This window comes from Streptacidiphilus sp. BW17 (assembly GCF_041262485.1).
Taxonomy (GTDB): Bacteria; Actinomycetota; Actinomycetes; order Streptomycetales; family Streptomycetaceae; genus Streptacidiphilus.
This window is the reverse complement of sequence record NZ_JBGCCR010000001.1, coordinates 116,154-134,133: the sequence shown is the minus strand read 5'-3', so window position 1 is coordinate 134,133 and position 17,980 is coordinate 116,154. Positions and strand designations below refer to the sequence as shown.

Genomic DNA, 17,980 nt, shown 5'->3' with positions numbered 1-17,980 from the left:
TCGCGAGCCCTTTCACCAGAAAAGGCCCGCGGATTTTCCCGGAAAACCCGCTGCGGGGAGTGCCGCCTGTAGCTGTGCCCGCCATCCCGGCTGTGTTCCCTCAGGGAACAGCGACTGGAAGCCGCCTGGTCCATACGCCGTCTCGTGGCGTCCCTGCCGTCCCAGCCGTATCACTGCAGGTCAAAGCCACATTGGCTGGGACGGCACAGCGTCCCAAGACGGATAGTGATCCGTCCTCGCAGGTCCGTCAACGGCCCTACCGTCGCGCCGCGCGGGCTGGCCGATACGCGTCCCGGAGCCCGCGAAGACGTATCACCGTGCCGCTGCCGTCCCTGCGCTGACCTGCGACGTCAACGGCAAGACGGCCAAGACGGATCACCGCACACCATCACCAGATCCACCTCCGAAGAGGCATCAACTCCCATGTCCGACCACGTCATATCCGCCCAGCCGCCTGCTTCTACGGGCCGTCACCGCGCCACCTGGTGGGACCGGTTGGCCATCGTCCTGCTCGGCGTCGCCGCGTGCTCTCTCTCCTACGACTCGCTGCGGCAGATGGCCACCGCTGTCCACGTCCGCCCCACCCTGACCTACCTCTTCCCGGTCGTCATCGATGGTTTCATCGCCTACGGGGTGCGAGCGCTTCTGGTGCTGCGTGAAGCCCCGCGCCCGGCGCGGCTGTACGCGTGGACGCTCTTCATCGCGGCCACTGCCGCGAGCATCTGGGCAAACGGCCTGCACGCCCTGGATCTGAACCGGCCCGGCACGGTCGCCCTGCACCTGGACGACACCACGGTCACCGTCCTGTCCTCGATCGCGCCGCTCGCACTGGCCGGGGCGACCCACCTGCACATCCTGATTACCCGTTACGGCGGCACCACGGAGTCCGCCGCGGTGCCACGGTCCGGGACACGGGCCGGAGTTCAGGACCGTCCACAACCGGTACCCGAGCGGTCCGCCGAGGTTCCGAACGTCGCCACCCGTGCTGCCTTGGTCGTCGGAACCCAGCCCTTGGCCGGGCACGGAGATCCAGACGAGCACGACGACAAGGATCGGATCGAGCAGGTCCATGCAGGCCAGGAGCCTGAGAAGGGTTCCGGTCCGCCGCCGGTCACGAATGCGGGCGGGCGTCCCCCGAAGGCGTCGATCGCCGAGCTGGCCGAGGCGATCAGGGCCGCTCACCCAGAGGGTTCCGGGCTGACCCGAGCCAGTGCCCGGAAGGCCGTGACCGATGCCGGGTTTGGTGCCAGTACCGACCGGCTCACCGCGGCACTCGCGCTGGTGAAGCAGTCCGACGAAGCCCGTCAGCACCCAGACAACTGACACGGCCTTGGAGATGCGCTGCCCGGGACGAATCTGGTTCCGGGCAGCGCCCTCTTCCTTGCCGCATTACCCGAAGAGTCCGGCCGTGCCAAACCGCCGAACTCCCGGATACTCGCCCCTCGCGCCCGTGGTGAGCACGACAGGAGCCCCAACAGCTGTGAGTTTCAACCCCTTCTCCCGCAAGACGCGCCCCGCCAGGCACGTGCAGACCAGCAGTCGCTCCTCGGGGCGACCCCCGACACCTGACCGTCGCGACAGCAGGGACTGCCTCCCCACGACAGCGGAGCAAGCTGGGGCGAAGTCCACATCGCCTGACGGCGATGCGGACTTCGCGCTTGTGCCCGCCCCAGCGGGGGCGGGCACCGGCCCGGCCCACGGGGGCAGGACCGGAGCGGAGGCGGGGGTGGAGGCCGAGCGCGGCCACCACCAGGACCAGCCCGATGAGCACGCGCGCTTCGCGCCGACCATCACCGCTGACGCGTTCGTCTACCGCGGTGTCGCCGCTAATGACGTGCCCGCGCCCGAGCATCCCGACGCACCCGGTGCCGAGCGCCGTCGGCACCTGAGCGAGGCGCTCTACCGGCCGCGCTCCGGAGCCAAGCGGACTGTGCAGCTGACGTGCTCGGCCGAACCGGCGGAGCGCGACTTCATCGACCTCGCGGCCCGCAAGGCGAAGCGGTCCCGCTCCATGTTCCTGATGGACTGTGCCCTCACCTTTGCCCACGGCTACCTTTCGGACCAGCGCCCCGAGGGCGTCGCGGCCCTGCCGTCGCCGCAGGCAACCCAGGACCTGATGGTCCTGTTCGGAAAGCTGATCCGGGAGTTCGGCCGCATCGGGACCAACCTCAACCAGCTCATGCGCGCGGTCCACACAGGTGTCTTGCCCGACCGCGCCGAGGAGACCCTCGACGAGCTACACCGGGTCGCGCGGCTGGCCCGTCTGCTGTTGCAGCAGACCCTGGACGGAGGTGGCCGCCATGGTGCCTGACGTCTCCACCGGCGACCGCAGCCGCGGCCTGCTCTCCTACCTCTTCGGCCCCGGCCGCCGAGACGAGCACACCGACCCGCACATCGTCGCGGCCTTCGCCATGCCCGGACTAGTTGACCCGGGCCGCGTCCCGCTCGACCAGCACCAGGCCGCCCTCTCGGAGTTGGCCGACTACCTCGACCAGCCCGTGCGCCTGCGTGAGCAGCGGCTGGGCAAGAAGGTGCCGCAGCACGTGTGGCACTGCCCCGTCCGCACCGCGCCCGGCGACCGCTACCTGACCGACGCCGAATGGGCAGAGGTCGCCCGCCGCATCGTGCACGCCACCGGCATCGCCGAGCACGGCGACGACGCCGCCTGCCGGTGGATCGCCGTGCGCCATGCGGAGGACCACATCCACATCATGGCCACCAGCGTCCGCGAGGACGGCCGCCGCCCCCGCAACAAGGGAGACGGCCGCCGTGCCCAGGCCGAATGCCGGCGGATCGAGGAAGCGCTCGGACTGCGCCGCCTCAAGTCCGGTGACGGCACCGCTCCCAAGACCCCGACCAGCGCCGAGCGGGCCAAGGCCGAACGCCAAGGCCGCAAGAACCCGGCACGAGTGTGGTTGCGCGAGCAGGCGTACGCCGCAGCCGCAGCCTCACAGGACGAGGACGACTTCTTCGCCGTCCTCACCTCGCTCGGCGTTCAGGTCCGACCCCGCCTCGGCCCCGTGACAGGCGAGGTCACCGGCTACAGCCTCGCGGCCCCCGGCGACACCAACAGCGAAGGGAACCCGATCTTCTACGGCGGCTCCGAACTCGCACCCGACCTCTCCCTGAACCGGCTCCGCGAACGCTTCACCCCCGCCGAGGAGGGCAGCGAACAGACGGTGTCGGCGGTGCGCATCGACCGTCAAGCCGATGCGGGCAGCACCTGGCGGCGCGCGGACACCGAGCTGCGCACCGCGTTCGCACTCGTAGCCAAGGCGACGGACGCACCGGTGGGAGAGCAGACGGACGCGCAGGTCCAGGCGCAGGCGGCGGCGTTCGCCGAACTACTTCACAACACCGCCGCCGCGGCACCGCGCCAGCTCCGTGCCGAACTACGCGCGGCAGCAAGCACGTTCAACCGCGCCAACCGCTCAGCCATCCGCGCCGAACACCGCGCCGCCGACGCCCTGCGTCAGGCCGGGAAGGCGCTGTTCGCCGTGTCGGGCAGCAAGGAAGGCGACTTCGTCACCGCCGCACTCGTCTCCGCGGTGTACCTACTCGTCGCTTTGGGGGAGTGGCACGCCCAGCGCGGCCACGAGCAGCAGGCCGCAGCCGCCCGCGATTCACTCGCCCACCTCCGGACCGCTCAGCAGCAGGCCGCCCGCCCCCAACTCGCCCGGCTCGCCGAGCGCGCCCCCAGTCGAGAAGTGCAGAACAGGCTCGCCGCCGCAGTGCAGGCCACGGTTCCCGAACACGCCCAGCGGATCCTCGCAGACCCCGCCTGGCCCGCGCTTGCCACCGTGCTCGCACAAGCCGAGTCCGCCGGAACCCCGCCCCGTCGTGCTCTTGCTGACTTGGCCGGGCAACGCGAACTCACCAGCGCTGACCATCCGGCCGAAGTCCTCATCTGGCGCCTCCGCAACCAGAATGCCAACCGCCTCGCGCAGCGCACCCAGGCCGCGACCATGCGCGTGGGGGCCAGTGGCATGACCGCCGCACCTGGCATCAGCAGTTCGTCTGGCCGAGTACGCCCAGCTGACATGGATCACCGGAGCCGCGCCCGCTGACCCACGACAGCGGGTGCCAGCGCACCACTTGGGACGAGGCGGACGGGCTGTTCGCGAACCTGCCGTCCGCCGATTCCTGCTTCGGGACGGTCCTCGCGTCACGGAGCGACCACTTTTGACCGGTTGATGTGACGAAATGACCACGGGGTTGACCGGTTCAGAAATTCGTCAAAGTGGTTTTGCAGCACGGCAGTTGAGAGCAATTTGGGACCCGTGGCGGGGGTACCGTTTCCTCAGTTCCGAGTGGGGCTGCCTCGGACGGTGTGCAACCACCGCCCGAGGCTTTCGATCGATCACAGAGGTAGCCACCAATGCATGACCGACCCCTCAAGGGGCGCATTTCGCGTCCCTTGAAGACCTCCAAACTTAGCAGTGCTGGCAGGCTCCGCGAGGGCCTGTGTGCGCCCTTGACCCGTGGAATCGCCCAGCAGGCCGCCCTGGTGCTGCCTGCGCTCCTGACCGCCTGGGTGGTGGTCAGCGGAGCACCGATCGGGCCGGGGAAGGCGTCGCTTCTCCTGGTGCTCATGCACTACGGCCAGTCCGCTGACGGCACCTGGCATCGCACTCGCCGCCAGCGCCGCAGGCGCCGCTAGACACACACATCGCCCGGCATTCGGGCCGCCCGTGAGGCTGTTCCTCGCCTTTGCGATGGACAGCCTCACGGGGCCGTGAGCCGAAGCGCTAGATGGCCTGCCCCGTACGAGGGGGCGGATGGCGGCGAGTTGACGCGAGGAGTCCAAATGCCGCGAATCCAAGACACGGAGACAGAAAGTTCCGACGTGGGGGCTGACAAGGTCCGTTGGGCTGGCTTCCGCGCCTTCGTCCAACTGTATGAGGGCGACTTCCTGCTGTATGCCCATGCCCGGTTGCGCGATCCGCTGGCAAGCCGAGTCGCGGTGGACCAGGCACTTCGGCGCACCGAACAGGGTTGGCGGGCCATAGTTCGGCAGAGGTGCCCCAATGCAAGCGTCTGGCTGGTCCTGCGCGCTGCCGTCGACCGCGCCCGTTCCAGTGCTGGAGTGTCCGTTGATCTGCCGGCTTCGGGTCTTCCGGACGTAGTGGCGGACGCAGCGCTGCTTCACCACCAGTTGGGCATGTCGATGTCCCGGGTCGCTGAACTCATGGGTACTGAGGTGTCCGAGATCCAGGCAAGCCTTCTCGTGATCCAGCGCCTTGCCGAGGCCCCCACCGTCACCACGGCAGGGGAAGGGGCATCCCAGTCAGGCTTATCCCTCGGGACGTGATGCGTGCTGGGCAGCGAGTCGTCGCGCCACCTTTTCGCCATCCCGTGCGCCAGCCTTGCGCCACTTTCACCCTTCAGGGTGGTGGTGGCTTCCGCGTTGCCCACATACGATGCTGGGGGATCAACTTCCCTGGAATAGACCGGGGTTGCCAACGCGGGAGGGGACCTCGTGGGCGAGACTGGGCAGCATGTGCAAGTGGACGTCAGCATTCCCAGTGCGGCGCGCATGTACGACTGGCTCTTGGGGGGAGCCAACAACTACCTTGCTGACCGGCTCGCATGCGAGGACTTGCTCAAGACTGCCCCCAGTACCCGAGAACTGGCACTGAACAACCGGGCCTTCCTACGGCGGGTGGTGCACACCATCGCCCAGGACTTCGGGATCCGCCAGTTCATCGACCACGGTTCCGGTCTGCCCACCCAGGACAACGTCCACCAAGTCGCCCAGCGTGTTGATCCCTCCAGCAAGGTCGTCTACGTCGACAACGACCCCATCGTGCTCGCACACGGTCGCGCGCTGCTGGACGAAAACGACAACATCGCCATCATCAGAGAGGACATGGCCGACACCGAGGCCGTTCTTGATCACCCGAGGCTGAACCAACTCATCGACTTCACCCAGCCGGTGGCAGCCCTGTTCGTCTCGGTGCTCCACTGCATCCCCGACCACAGGGACCCCGCTGCGATGATCCGCAAGACTGCCCAGCGCTTGGCACCGGGCAGTGTGATGGTCATCTGCCAACTCGTCAGTGAAGACCCAGCGATCCGCAAGGCAGTCACCGACCTCATGGCTGAGCAGACTCATGGGAACTGGGGTCGAGTGCGTACCCAGGAGGAGGTCCAGGCCTACTTCGAGGGCCTCGACATCCAGCTGCCAGGCCTCGTCGACGTCACCTACTGGCGCCCGGACTCCGAGGTTGTGCCCCGCCAGAAGAGCCATGAGTGGATCGAGTATGGCGGCCTGGCTCGGCTCGGCTGACCGGAAGCCGACCTACAACTGCCCCCTGAAGTGCTCCCGGGCTGCCAAGAGCAGTTGGCGGCTCTCCTGGCGTTCTGTGCCGATATTCATCAGACCCAGCAGCAACTCCTTGTAGACCTCCATCTCGGAGACCTTCTGCGGATCCCCCTTGCGTGCCCGCTCATCGGGGGCGGGGGTGAGATAGTCCGCGCCGTCGTGGCGTTCGTTGTAGATCAACTCGGGCAGGCCACCGCTGTCGAACATCAGTCGGGTCAATGACGACACCGACGAGGCGAAGGTGTGGTCGAACGTGATGATGCGGACCCCGATGTACGGAGTCCGGGTTAGGTCGATCAGTCGTTGGAGCTGGTCGACCATCACCCGTGCTGACCCCACCTTGCGGTACAAGGTCCCCTGCTCAAGGAAGAACACTGACCGCGGCGGGGCATCCAGGAACCGCCGCTGGCGTTCCATGCGCAAGTCCACCCTGCGCTCCACTTCGCACCGAAGATGAGCGGGCAGATCTCCGCGGAACAGCTCGCGTGCGTAGTCTTGGGTCTGCACGAGGCCAGGCACGACCTTGGCCTCGTAAGTCATCAGAACGCTGGCTGCGGACTCCAGCGCAATGAGACGTTCCAACCAGTCGCTGGCAACGTCGCGGTAGGCGTGTAGCCAGTATGGCTGGGTTGCGTGGTGGGCCAGTTGTACGGCGGTGGCTGCGTCCTCGCCGGTCGCCTCGTAGATCTCGAGCAGCTTTTGGACGTCGCGCATCTTCGGGGGACTCTCGCCACGCTCCAGCCGGCTCAGCTTGGCGATGGAGAAGCCGGCCCGGGTGCTCACCTTCTGCAACGTGTGGTCACCTCGGAGCCGGCGCAGCTGCAGGCCTAGCAACAGGCCTGCAGCTGTCGGGTTCTCCGCAGGGTTCGCTCCAGGCCTGCAGAATTGGAACACATTTCCGACGTCGCCCGACTCGGCATGCTCAGCGGACACGCGCGCCTCCCCAGAAGAGCTTCATGGGGATGAGTCTTCCATAGCGAGGCGGATTACGTGCGCGTGCAGTCGTACTATCAAACTAGAGGTTACAATGCAACCATCTGATCGAATTCGTGGCGCCGCGCACCGTCCAGGAATGCTTCGATTTCGCCCGGCGTAAAGATCAGGGCCGGGCCGCTCGGGTCGGTGCTGTTGCGAACGGCGACTTGCCCTCCGTTCAGCAAGGCCAGCTCCACGCACTGTCCATTGGCATTGCTAGCACGGGCCTTGATCCACTTCGCATCGAGGTCCGCTGCGGAAACGCCGTTGCTGTACCCAGCCATGTTCTCGTCCCATCTGTCGTCCATGCGAAGTGAAGGTCTTCTGCGCGATGTGCAGGCAGAAAACCGCAGGTCAGCTCTCTCCTGCAATCTCACCTGCAATTGCAGGAGTGCTTCGCACCGATACTAGATGCTTGAATTCGAACAGTGACCCCCTCTTTTCGAGTGAATTGCAAGAGTTATATGGGGTCTGCATATTGTATTTGTTGTTGCTCCGTGTGCTTCTCGTGGTTCCGTGTGCCGATCCGGATCAGCCTCGATGAACTGTGTAATGGCGAGTGGCGGTATGGCGGCGGAGCACAGGGGGCGCCCGGTGTGGCTGAGCACCCTGGCAGGGACGACGGATGACCTGGTCTACGTGGCGTCAGGAGGAGCGCTCGGAAGACGGCCGAGGTCAGCGCAGTAGCTGGGCGCGGTGCTTCCAGGCCAGGTGGAGGAGCGCTGCCCCAGCTGGCTGCATTGGCTCGTCGTGAGTGAGTCGCATGACGTGGTCGGCGCGGAAGGGGATACCGGAGGCGCGTCCTGTCCCGTCTTCGAGTTCGACGCGGTGGCCCTCGTCGTTGGTGGTGACCAGCCGTCGGAAGGTCTGGTCGAAGAGGTCGGCGTCGAAGACAGCGACGGTGAGCATGTCGGTGACGTAGGTGAGGGGGTCCATGCCCAGGCCGAGCCAGAAGACGCGGAGTCGGCCCTCCTCCCTGGCATGTCCGAGACCGCGGTAGAAGTCCCAGGCGTCGTAGTCGATCGGAGCGGTGCCGCTTCCGTAGTCCTCGGTGCTGCCGAGGAGTTCCTCGCTGAGCTCGCGGGTGATGGAACGCCAGAGGTCGAAGTCGTTGCCGCGGTTCCAGGCGGCGTCGTGGGAGGGCTGGAACATGCCGACTGGCATCACCTGGTAGAGGCCGCCGCCGCTGGCTACCTTGGCCGGGTCGCGCCAGTGGAGGACGAACTCGGCGTCGCCGGTTGCCCGGTCGAGTCGGATCGTCATGGTGCTGGTGGCGGCCATGACGGGCCGCCGGGCCAGGTCAGTTGGGTCGCCGACGGCGGTCCGAAATGGCGTTGTCGCAGCCTCGGCGGCGTGGCCGTTGAGGCGTGAGACGGTGAACTCGTGGGCGGCGGCCTCGCAGATGTCCATCACGTCGAAGTACGTGCCCAAGCCGAAGGTCAGTCTGGGGCGGTCTGTGCCGCGGGCCACGTCCAGGAGCCGGTAGCAGGCACGGTTCTCGAAGAGGCGCGGACGGGCCAGATGCTCGACGGCGTCGGAGTAGCGCGGGTAGGGCGTGCCGTCGTCGCCGATCGGTCGGATGTGCGCTAGCTCGGCGGCGTCGCCGTTGATCGGAGCGGTTGGTACCTGGGCTGCCCAGTCGACTTGGACATCCTCCAGCCGCACGGGGTGGTCGGGGATCCAGCTAGGGCGGGCCAGCAGGCGCGTGCCGGGGATGAAGTCCTCGGACTTGAAGTCGTGCAGCGCGGCGTCGGTCAGTTCGTGCCGATGGGCGTTGAGGTAAGTGCGGGTGCGCAGCCAGGCTTCGCGGCTGGCAGCAGGGTCTTCCCCGGTGCTCGTCGGTCCTGCGGTCGCCACCACGGTGCTCCTTGCGTGTGCTCGGCCGCTGCTGCTCGCATGGGCCTCGCCTAGGGGGTGAGCAGCAGGCGGCGGTGTTTCCAGGCCAGGGCCAAGCATGCCGCGCCGGGCGGGGCGACGGGCTCGCTTCTGAGGAAGCGTGTGACATTTTGTTCGGTGAAGGGGATACCTGTTGCCGGTTGCTGCTCGGACAAGGCGGCCACGGTGATGCCCTCGGCGTTGTGGAGGGCGATGTCTCCAAACAGCTCGTCGAAGACGGCGTCGTCGATGACTAGGACGCTCGGAATGGTGGCGGCGAGGGTCAGGGCGTCGCATCCGACCCCGAAGCAGTACGCGCGAACGGCACCGGTCTCCCGGCCGCGCTGGAGTGCGCGGTACAGGGGCCAGCGGTCGTAGTCGAGTGGTTGGCCGGCGCTTCCGTCGAACTCCGGTGCCCCGAGGAGTTCTTCGTTGAGCTCGCGGACAATGTTGCGCCAGAGGTCGAAGTCGGGGCCGTCCGGGGTTGCGAGGACGCTGCTGGGTTGGAACTCGCCTGCAGGGATGGCGTCGTAGAGACCACCTGCGGTCGCGACGCGACCCGGGTCGCGCCAGTGCAGGAAGAACGTTGAGTCACCGTCCGCCCGCCTGCGCAGGAGCAATGTGGTGATGGCAGGGACCATCGGGCGGATGCGCAGATCAAAGGGGTCGCCGACGGCTCGCCGCAGTGCCAATTGGCCCCAGCGTGGGCGAGCGGAGCCCAGTTCGGCTGCGGCGGCGAACTCGTGGCCGATCCCCTCGCACAGGTCGAGCTTGTCAAAGTAGGTGGCCAGGGAGAAGCGCAGCTCTCCGGTTCCGTCGTCATCCCAGCGGACGCCGGTGAGACGGTAGCTGGGCCGGTTCTCGAACAGTGTCGGCGAGTCGAGATATCGCACGGCCAGGGTGTATCGGTCGAAGCGCTGGTCAGGGAGCCGGAGGGGCCGAGTCGCGAGGCCCTCGTGCGCCGTGCCATCGAGGATCGGAGCGACCGGCGCGCTATCCCATCGCAGGCTCACCCGTTCCAGCGGGACCGGCTCGGGTGCCAACCACGCGGGTGAAGCAAGCAGCGCGGTCGACTCGACGCGCAGGTCTGGGTCGTAGAGCTGGACAGCGGCATCGGCTAGCACCGCGCGGTCCGTGTTCAATCGGCGACGCACGGCTCGCCAGGCATCCTGGCTGGCTCGCACTGCCGGGTCGGGATGCCCGTCCTGACGGGGCAGGTGCCGGGCTTCGGTCGCGGTCGACTTGTCCTGAGGCAGCGTGAACCAGAGCAGGTCGGATGGGATGCGTAAGGTGCGGGCGATGTGGATGAGGGTGTCGAGATTCCGTGGCGCGCTGCCGGACTCGATCCGGCTGACCTGGGCCTGTGTGAGGACGAGCCAGTCGCCGACGCTGCTCTGCGGGATACCCCGCCGTCCGAAATTGGCCCGGTGGAAGGGATGTTGGCGGTAGGCCCGGATGACCTGCCCAATGTGACGGTCTGCCAATGCCTTCCGCAGTGGTTCAGCGTCCCAGAAATCGCTGGGCACCTCGGGTGCGGAGCTGGCTCCGGACTTGTGCTGACAGGGGGAGCACAGCCCGGATCGATTGTCGGCGGCGAGGGTCGTGCCGCAAAGTCGGCACTGCCCCACGGAGATCGAGAGGGAGTCGGGCACGACGCCTCCTACCAGGCCGCCAAGAGTGATCTGAAGCATAGTCACCGCACAGGCCGCTGGTCCGGAGATCTATGCATCTCACGTATACGACCGAACGCTTCCTGGCATGGATGGTGTCCCGGTGCACGGGGAGAGTCGGTAGCCCAGCACATCGGACCGGGTTCGCAGGTTCCCGGCAGCTCGATCAGGGCTACGGTCCTCGAATCCGCAGGAGGCATCCGGTGTATCCCCCCGATTCGGTCCTTTCACCTCTGCCCAGGCGCATCCGCGCCGATCGTGTTCGCGAAGCCAGAGCCCGGCACGAGACCACCGGCGACTGGCAGGCATGGCCCGACGCCGACGAGCCCGAGCAGGCGGCTGGCACTGCCGACAGCCCAAGGGGTGACGAGTCATGACCGACGACGACGTCCTGGGAGTGGCCTGGCCGCTGTCGCCGTTCGACGGTGCGGTGGGCTTCGCGCGCAGGCTCGTGCTCGCCACGCTTCGGTTGTGGGGCTTCGAGCTGGGCGACCGCGCCGACGACGCGGCCCTGTTGGTCAGCGAGTTGCTCACCAACGCGTTCACTCACGGTAACGGCAAACCCGTCACCCTCGGCCTGTACGCGAGCCGCAGTGAGCACACGTTGACGCTCGACGTGCTCGACGGAAGCAGCGACCACCCTGAACTCCGCATCCCCGACGACGATGCCGAGCACGGACGCGGCATGTTCATCGTCGACCTCCTCACCGAGGGCTGCTGGGCCTCGGAGGCGACCGAGCACGGAAAGCGGGTCCTGGCCACGTTGATGCTGCCCACCCAGCGGAGCGCCGCGCAGAGCCAGGACCTGCACCAACGGATCCGGGCAGCCAGGCCCAGCCCCCTGGTCTTCAACTTCGCCACCTGAGCCGACCGGTTGGCGGCGGCCCTTCTATGAGCTCCCCAACGTCGGGGACCGCCGACCAGCCCACCATCCCCGGCACCGTCCGAAGCGCCGCCCGCGCCCTCGGGCCATGCCGCCATGCCCAGCTGCCCCACGAAGGAGCTATGACTCCATGACCCTGGCCTTTGATCCCCAGTGGTTGTCCCGATATCCAGCGCAGGAGCCGGCCAGCGGCGCGGAGTCGCCCTGCGTCTTCTGCGCCATTGCCAGCGGCGAGTTGGACGCCCACGTCATCGCCGAGACAGCGGACACCGTGTGCTTCCTGGACCACCTCCCGGCGACCTACGGGCACGTCCTCGTCGTCCCCAAGCAGCACTGCCAGGACCTGTTCGACATCCCCGAGGAGTCGTTCCAGCAGGTCATGGCGACCGCGAAGCAGGTGGCGGACGCCCTGCGGGACTCCTGCGGCGCGTCCGGAATCAACCTGATCCACGCCACCGGCCAGGCCGCCCACCAGACCGTCTTCCACTTCCACGTCCACGTCGTGCCGCGCTACGACGGCGACTCGATCGTCGTCTTCCCTCGGCTGGCCGATCCGGCCCGCAAGCACGAGGTCGCACAGCGCCTGCGCACGGCCCTCCTCACCGACCCGCTCCCGTCCCAGGCCGAAGCAGAAAGCAGCCAGCCATGACGACTTCACCCGACCACGCCGTAGCCCAGTTCACCGACCAGGGCTACGTGCTCCTCAAGCAGGCCGTCCCCGACAGCATCATCAGCACCCTGGACGCGGCCGTCCGCAAGCTCACCGACGACCGCGGTCCCGACCTGACGCACAGCTCGTTCAACACCAACCCGGCCCTCACCCACGTGCGCGACGCCGCGAACGTCATCGCCGAGTACCAACTGCTCTTCGAGTGCGCCGACCTGATGTCCGTCCCGCACCGGATCCTGGGCGGCTCGCTCCAGGTCCTTGGCACCGAAGTACTGCGCAGGGAGGTCTACCAGCAGGCTCACGAGCGCTGGCATCGCGACTCCGGGCCCTACCTGGAGCGCCCGTACGACGAGCGCAACGGGCCGCTGCATTTGAAGGCACAGGTGTTCTTCACCGACACGAGGCAGAAGGAGAGCGGCAACCTCGTGCTGATCCCCGGCTCACACCGCTGGCCGGCCAACCACAGGGACGACGCTTACTGGACGACGGCCAACAACGCCCTCGCTCACGCCGTACTCCCCGAGGGCGCGGTGAGCATCCACGCAGAGCCAGGCGACGCGGTCGTCTTCGGCAACACCATGTGGCACGCCGTGCTGCCCAACCGGACGCAGGAGCGACGCAGCGCGATCCTCCGCTTCGGACAGGCGTGGCTGCGCCCCTACGACCACCTCGGCGACCCGGCCGCCGCAGCCGACCACCTCTCCCCCTACAGTCGACAGCTGCTGGGCTACCACCCGGCCGAGGTCAACCCGGTCGACCTGTACAAGGACCCGACCAGCACCGAGAGCTGGTGCGCGCGATGACGAACCCGACGAACGTCGTCACCGTGCTCGGAGCGACCCGCAACTTCTTCAAGGTCGGCCACTACACCCTGCGCCGACTTGCCGCCGACGCACCACAGCTCACGCTGCGACTGGCTATCCCCGAAGCCCACCTCGCGGGGCAGGCCGTGAGCGACATCGCCGTGCAATTGCGGGACTGGAATCCGGCGGACCCGGTTTCGCTCGCGGACGTGCTGGCCGGGACGGACACCATGCTGATGGTGCCGCCGATCGACCGGCGCGTCGAGGTCGGCGGCATGTACCTGCGGGCGGCGCAGAAGGCGGGCGTGCAACAGATCGTCTGCCTGGGCATCCAGTTCGCCGCAGGGCAGTGCGCGATGGCCGACGAGGCGGCGGAGCTGGAGAGGCTCCTGGAGAAGTCCGGGATCGCGTTCGACATCGTCCAACTTCCCATGTTCCTGGAGAACGTCCTCTACCAGTGCCAGTCGATCGCCGAGACGGGCGCGTTCACCTTCCCCGTCGACGCCGACCAGCCGTTCTCCTACATCACCTGCGACGACGCCGCCGAGCTGTTCTGCCACAAGATCCTGGCCCCGGACTCCGTGGACCTGAGCGACGCTCTGATGAGCCATCACACGCAGGTGACCTGCGCCCGGTGGGCGACGGCCCTTGCCGAGGTCTGCGGGCGGCCGATCACCTTCGTGCGGCAGTCGGACGAGCACTTCGTGACCAGCCTCGCCAAGTACGGGATGCGCCGGCGGGCCGCCGAGCAGGTCCTCGGCCTGTGGGAACGGATCGGCGCCGAAGGCGACGTCGCCGCGACCAACACCGCCGAGCAGCTCCTGGGGCGACCCACCACCGACCTGCAGACCTGGACGGCGACCCACGACTGCTGCTTCGGCCCCGCCTTCGCCGCGTGCCCTCACCCGCACCCGCCGAAGCAGCACATGTTCGGCGCCGCCTGAGGAGCTCAGGCAGGCCCAACGGCGGCGCGGGACACGCGCAGTGCCCGCGCCGCCCCGCCCCTCTGTGCCCGCAGTGCAGACCAAGACCGTTGAGGACTTCTCCCATGACGCTCACCAACTGGAGCGGCAACATCACCATCGCCGCCCGCGACAGCTGGACCCGCATCACATCTCTGGCGCAGCTGGAATCACTGCTGAAGCGCGAGGACGGCAAGGTCCGCGTCTTCGGCTCCCGGTACACTTACCCGACCCAACTGCACTGCCCGGACGGGACTCACGGCATCGTCCTCGACCTCCCAGGCCGTGGCACCGGAGAGCTGCGCGGCGAGCACCTCTACGTCACCGGGGACACCCTGCTCGAAGACGTGTGGCGCGCGTTCGACACCCACGGACTGGAGCCGGACGCCTGCCCGCCCGTAATCACACGTCAGACAGCCGCCGGTGCGCTGGCTACCGGAACCCACGCCCAGGGCCTGACGGGCGGCACCTTCTCCGACTGCGTGACCGCCATCGACCTCATGGACGGGACAGGCACCCTCCACCGACTGACCCCCGCTGACGCCGACTTCGACGCCGCTGTCCTGAACCTCGGCCTCCTCGGCGTGGTCGTCGGCCTGGAACTGCGCGGCCGACCAGCAACCGACCTGCGTTGCACCCGCTTCACCGTCACCGAGGAAGACCTGCCCGAGCACTACACCGCATGGAACCACGGCTCCGTGGCCGCCAAGAGCTGGTGGTTCACCGAGCACCAGGTCGCGCATACCTGGGTCACCCACGACGACACCTGGACGCCCCCGGATTCCGCCGCTGAGAGGCCGACCGATCTGGACGGCATCGTGACTCGCACCCGCAGCCAGCTGCTGGCCGACATCGGCGAGGGAGACGGACTGACGCCGGCCGCACAGACCCTGGAGAAGTTCCTCGGCGCAGCAGACACCAAGGGGACACTCCACGAGATCTACAAGAACGGCATCCCGGCCCCGCAGCTGAACATGGAGATCGCCGTCCCCCTCGACGCCGTCCCCGAGGCATACGCCGGCCTCAAGGAACTTCTCCACGCCTCCGCGTACAAGCTGCACTACCCCGTCATCCTGCGCACCACCGGCCCGGCCCGCGGCCACCTAAGTCCTGCGCAGGCACGGCCGGTCACCTACTTCGGCTTCGTCTCCTACATGACCGCCGACGGGAAGATCACCGCCGCCCGCCCGCTGTTCGACGACATCCAGCGCCTGCTCTACGGCCTGGGCGGCAGGCCGCACTGGGGCAAGTACTTCACCCCGGAACTCCTGCCTATCACCAACACCGAAGGCTTCCCCGCCTTCTGCGGAGCCGTGGGCAGGTTCGATCCGCACCGGCGCTTCACGAACGACACCTTCTACCGCACCCTCGGGCTCACGCCCCAACAGCGCGCCCCTCACCTGCCACGCCCGCGGATGGGCGCTCGCGTGGTCGTCCCTACGTGGAACCACGGGTGACACACGGCAGCGCCACCGCCGCGCTGTCAGTGGCGATCCCCAGAATGAGCAGCATGACGAAGCCATCCGCTGCTGCGCCCGCTGTCGACCTTGCTGACGAGGCCGCCTACCTCGAAGCCGTCAGCCAGGCACGCAAGGCAGCCGACGCGTACTACGGGTCTGGTGAGTCAGACCTGGACGACGACACCTACGACCGGCTGCTGCGCGGCATCACAGCTTGGGAGGACGCCCACCCCGGGCAGATCGCGGCCGACTCCCCGTCCCAGCAGGTCGCGGCAGGCGTCACCACGGGCGACGTCGAGCACACGGTGCCGATGCTCAGCCTGGGCAACGTCTTCTCCGACGCGGAACTAACAGCCTGGGCCGCCTCCGTGGAGAGGCGACTTGGCGGGGAGGCGGTGGCGGGCTGGGCGGTAGAGCCCAAGCTCGACGGCGTGGCCCTGGCCGCCCGCTACCGCGACGGCCGCCTGGTCCAACTCGTTACCCGAGGCGACGGGACGACCGGCGAGGACGTCTCCCACGCCATCAACGACATCACCGGCCTTCCCGCGACCCTGACCGAACCGGTCACGATCGAGGTCCGGGGCGAAGTCCTCATGACAGAGGACCAGTTCGCCGCCGCGAACGAGCTGCGGACCGCCCACGGGGCCACGGCTTTCGCCAACCGCCGCAACGCTTCCTCGGGCTCACTGCGCGCCAAGGACCGCGCCTACCGGATCGGGCAGACCTTCCTGGCTTACGCCGCACTGACCAGCTCCGAGCACACCACCGCCCCGACCCTCGCCGAGCTCACCCACACCCAGCTCATCGCCCGCCTCGCCGCCCTCGGGCTGGGCACTACAGCCGACACGCCTGTTGCCACGACGGCATGCGCGACCCTTGACCAAGTCATGGACCGGGTGCGGGAGATCGGCGCCTTGCGCGCAGAGCTCGACTTCGAACTCGACGGCGCCGTCATTAAGGCAGACAGCCCCGCCGACCAGAACCGCGCCGGGATGGGCTCCCGCACGCCGCACTGGGCCACCGCCTTCAAGTTCCCCGCTGCGCAGAAGATCACCGTGCTGCGCGCCGTGGAGTGGAGCGTGGGCCGCACGGGCGTGATCGCCCCGCGCGCCGTCCTCGACCCGGTCGACGTCGCGGGCACCACGATCACCTACGCCACCCTGCACAACCCGGCCGACATCGCCCGCCGCGGCCTGATGCTCGGTGACCACGTCATCGTCTACCGCGCCGGTGAAGTCATTCCCCGCGTCGAAGGCGCGGTCGCGAGCCTGCGCACCGGTGACGAGCAGCCCATCGTCTTCCCCGAGATCTGCCCGCGATGCGGCGCCGGCATCGACCGCAGCCAGGAACGGTGGCGCTGCGAGCGCGGACGCGCCTGCGGCCAGATCGAAGCGATCCGATATGCCGTCGCCCGCGATGCCCTCGACATCGACGGCCTCGGCGAGAAGATCGTCGTCCAACTCGTCGACAAGGGCCTGATCGAGGACTTCGCTGACCTGTTCACCCTAACCCGCGACCAACTACTCACCCTGGACCGCATGGGCGAGAAGAGCGCCGACAACCTCATGGCCGCCATCGAGACGGCCAAGACCAAGCCGCTGAACCGCGTCTTCTGCGCCCTCGGCGTCCTGGGCACCGGCCGCTCCATGTCGCTGCGCATCGCCGCGCACTTCGGCTCCATGCAGGCCATCCGCGACGCCGACGCCGTAGCCCTGGAGCAAGTCGACGGCATCGGCAGCGAGAAGGCCCCGGTGATCGTGGCGGAACTCGCGGACCTCGCGCCGCTCATCGACAAGCTCATCGCTGCAGGCGTGAACATGGATCAACCCGGCTTCGTCCCGCCGGTTCCCACGAATACCGGGGCTGCGGACGAGACCGACACGAAGAGCACGGCGAGTGAACCGCCGCTGGCCGGGATGACCGTCGTCGTCACCGGCACAATGACCGGGCCACTCGCGGGCCGCTCCCGCACCGAGATGACCGAACTCATCACCAGGGCCGGGGGACGCGCGTCCTCCAGCGTCTCCGCACGCACCCACCTTGTCGTCGCAGGAGAGAACGCCGGCAGCAAGCTCGACAAGGCCCTTGCCCTGGGCATTGAGACCATCTCAGCTGAGGAACTCGCGGAGCGGCTCGGCGCACATCTGACGTGAGCGGCACAATCATCGGTTCCCCGACGTAGCGGCGACCCCAGCGCGAAGCCGGTCATCTCTGGCTGCAGTCTTGGTTGCATTCACCCCCGTCCAGGGCCGCTCAGCACCCGGCCAGCAAACCGCTCCACCGCACCCATTGAGGGCCGGGCCTGTCAACGGGCAGGCTCGTGCACCCGTGGTCTCGTGCTGTCCCGGGGGCATTTT

General features: G+C 67.9%; 16 protein-coding genes. 12 read left to right on the top strand and 4 right to left on the bottom strand.

The features are described from left to right. The first annotated feature begins 423 nt into the window (after window positions 1-423). The 6 genes from ABH940_RS00575 to ABH940_RS00550 all read left to right on the top strand — a co-directional run bounded on the left by ABH940_RS00575 (window position 424) and on the right by ABH940_RS00550 (window position 6,289). On the top strand, window positions 424-1,323 hold the full coding sequence (locus tag ABH940_RS00575; RefSeq protein ID WP_370103891.1) for a DUF2637 domain-containing protein: 900 nt from the start codon (window positions 424-426) through the stop codon (window positions 1,321-1,323). Window positions 1,324-1,726: 403 nt separating this feature from the next. Beyond that, the gene (mobC, locus tag ABH940_RS00570) at window positions 1,727-2,311 is read left to right on the top strand and encodes a plasmid mobilization relaxosome protein MobC (protein ID WP_370103889.1); all 585 of its coding nucleotides are present in this window, start codon (window positions 1,727-1,729) and stop codon (window positions 2,309-2,311) included. Next, window positions 2,301-4,067 (top strand): mobilization protein, encoded by a 1,767-nt coding sequence (locus tag ABH940_RS00565; protein WP_370103888.1) that lies wholly within the window; start codon window positions 2,301-2,303, stop codon window positions 4,065-4,067. The genes mobC and ABH940_RS00565 overlap by 11 nt, the downstream gene beginning before the upstream one ends. Before the next feature lie 407 nt (window positions 4,068-4,474). Beyond that, window positions 4,475-4,660 carry a hypothetical protein gene (locus tag ABH940_RS00560; protein WP_370103886.1) on the top strand — a complete coding sequence of 62 codons (186 nt, stop codon included), beginning with the start codon at window positions 4,475-4,477 and terminating at the stop codon, window positions 4,658-4,660. Window positions 4,661-4,807: 147 nt separating this feature from the next. Then, entirely contained in the window at window positions 4,808-5,311 is a 504-nt protein-coding gene (locus ABH940_RS00555; protein ID WP_370103885.1) for a hypothetical protein, read from the top strand. Window positions 5,312-5,506: 195 nt separating this feature from the next. Beyond that, window positions 5,507-6,289 carry an SAM-dependent methyltransferase gene (locus ABH940_RS00550; protein ID WP_370103883.1) on the top strand — a complete coding sequence of 261 codons (783 nt, stop codon included), beginning with the start codon at window positions 5,507-5,509 and terminating at the stop codon, window positions 6,287-6,289. A 12-nt stretch (window positions 6,290-6,301) separates the two neighbouring features. Here ABH940_RS00550 and ABH940_RS00545 read toward each other — a convergent pair whose 3' ends face one another. The 4 genes from ABH940_RS00545 to ABH940_RS00530 all read right to left on the bottom strand — a co-directional run bounded on the left by ABH940_RS00545 (window position 6,302) and on the right by ABH940_RS00530 (window position 10,827). After that, window positions 6,302-7,258 (bottom strand): helix-turn-helix transcriptional regulator, encoded by a 957-nt coding sequence (locus tag ABH940_RS00545; protein WP_370103881.1) that lies wholly within the window; start codon window positions 7,256-7,258, stop codon window positions 6,302-6,304. Window positions 7,259-7,347: 89 nt separating this feature from the next. Beyond that, window positions 7,348-7,608: a DUF397 domain-containing protein gene (locus tag ABH940_RS00540; RefSeq protein WP_370103879.1), complete on the bottom strand. Its 261-nt coding sequence runs from the start codon at window positions 7,606-7,608 to the stop codon at window positions 7,348-7,350. A 367-nt stretch (window positions 7,609-7,975) separates the two neighbouring features. Next, window positions 7,976-9,157 (bottom strand): XRE family transcriptional regulator, encoded by a 1,182-nt coding sequence (locus tag ABH940_RS00535; RefSeq protein WP_370103878.1) that lies wholly within the window; start codon window positions 9,155-9,157, stop codon window positions 7,976-7,978. Window positions 9,158-9,207: 50 nt separating this feature from the next. After that, window positions 9,208-10,827, bottom strand: a complete 1,620-nt coding sequence (locus tag ABH940_RS00530) for a helix-turn-helix domain-containing protein (protein WP_370103877.1) — start codon at window positions 10,825-10,827, stop codon at window positions 9,208-9,210. Window positions 10,828-11,218: 391 nt separating this feature from the next. On the opposite strand from ABH940_RS00530, the gene ABH940_RS00525 reads away from it, so the two are divergent. The 6 genes from ABH940_RS00525 to ligA all read left to right on the top strand — a co-directional run bounded on the left by ABH940_RS00525 (window position 11,219) and on the right by ligA (window position 17,776). Continuing rightward, the gene (locus tag ABH940_RS00525; RefSeq protein WP_370103875.1) at window positions 11,219-11,710 is read left to right on the top strand and encodes an ATP-binding protein; all 492 of its coding nucleotides are present in this window, start codon (window positions 11,219-11,221) and stop codon (window positions 11,708-11,710) included. A 148-nt stretch (window positions 11,711-11,858) separates the two neighbouring features. Continuing rightward, the gene (locus ABH940_RS00520; RefSeq protein ID WP_370103874.1) at window positions 11,859-12,377 is read left to right on the top strand and encodes an HIT family protein; all 519 of its coding nucleotides are present in this window, start codon (window positions 11,859-11,861) and stop codon (window positions 12,375-12,377) included. Then, window positions 12,374-13,201: a phytanoyl-CoA dioxygenase family protein gene (locus ABH940_RS00515; protein WP_370103872.1), complete on the top strand. Its 828-nt coding sequence runs from the start codon at window positions 12,374-12,376 to the stop codon at window positions 13,199-13,201. Before ABH940_RS00520 ends, ABH940_RS00515 begins: the two co-directional genes overlap by 4 nt. Further along, window positions 13,198-14,145 (top strand): hypothetical protein, encoded by a 948-nt coding sequence (locus ABH940_RS00510; RefSeq protein ID WP_370103870.1) that lies wholly within the window; start codon window positions 13,198-13,200, stop codon window positions 14,143-14,145. The genes ABH940_RS00515 and ABH940_RS00510 overlap by 4 nt, the downstream gene beginning before the upstream one ends. A gap of 104 nt (window positions 14,146-14,249) precedes the next feature. Then, window positions 14,250-15,620: a D-arabinono-1,4-lactone oxidase gene (locus tag ABH940_RS00505; RefSeq protein WP_370103868.1), complete on the top strand. Its 1,371-nt coding sequence runs from the start codon at window positions 14,250-14,252 to the stop codon at window positions 15,618-15,620. A gap of 53 nt (window positions 15,621-15,673) precedes the next feature. Then, complete coding sequence (ligA, locus tag ABH940_RS00500) at window positions 15,674-17,776, top strand: NAD-dependent DNA ligase LigA (RefSeq protein ID WP_370103866.1); 2,103 nt, start codon at window positions 15,674-15,676, stop codon at window positions 17,774-17,776. Window positions 17,777-17,980: the final 204 nt, after the last annotated feature.

Coding starts and splice junctions, on each gene's coding strand:
- ABH940_RS00575 (WP_370103891.1), top strand. CDS start 424: ATGTCCGACCACGTCATATCCGCCCAGCCGCCTGCTTCTACGGGCCGT.
- ABH940_RS00565 (WP_370103888.1), top strand. CDS start 2,301: ATGGTGCCTGACGTCTCCACCGGCGACCGCAGCCGCGGCCTGCTCTCC.
- ABH940_RS00555 (WP_370103885.1), top strand. CDS start 4,808: ATGCCGCGAATCCAAGACACGGAGACAGAAAGTTCCGACGTGGGGGCT.
- ABH940_RS00540 (WP_370103879.1), bottom strand. CDS start 7,608: ATGGACGACAGATGGGACGAGAACATGGCTGGGTACAGCAACGGCGTT.
- ABH940_RS00525 (WP_370103875.1), top strand. CDS start 11,219: ATGACCGACGACGACGTCCTGGGAGTGGCCTGGCCGCTGTCGCCGTTC.
- ABH940_RS00520 (WP_370103874.1), top strand. CDS start 11,859: ATGACCCTGGCCTTTGATCCCCAGTGGTTGTCCCGATATCCAGCGCAG.
- ABH940_RS00515 (WP_370103872.1), top strand. CDS start 12,374: ATGACGACTTCACCCGACCACGCCGTAGCCCAGTTCACCGACCAGGGC.
- ABH940_RS00510 (WP_370103870.1), top strand. CDS start 13,198: ATGACGAACCCGACGAACGTCGTCACCGTGCTCGGAGCGACCCGCAAC.
- ABH940_RS00505 (WP_370103868.1), top strand. CDS start 14,250: ATGACGCTCACCAACTGGAGCGGCAACATCACCATCGCCGCCCGCGAC.
- ligA (WP_370103866.1), top strand. CDS start 15,674: ATGACGAAGCCATCCGCTGCTGCGCCCGCTGTCGACCTTGCTGACGAG.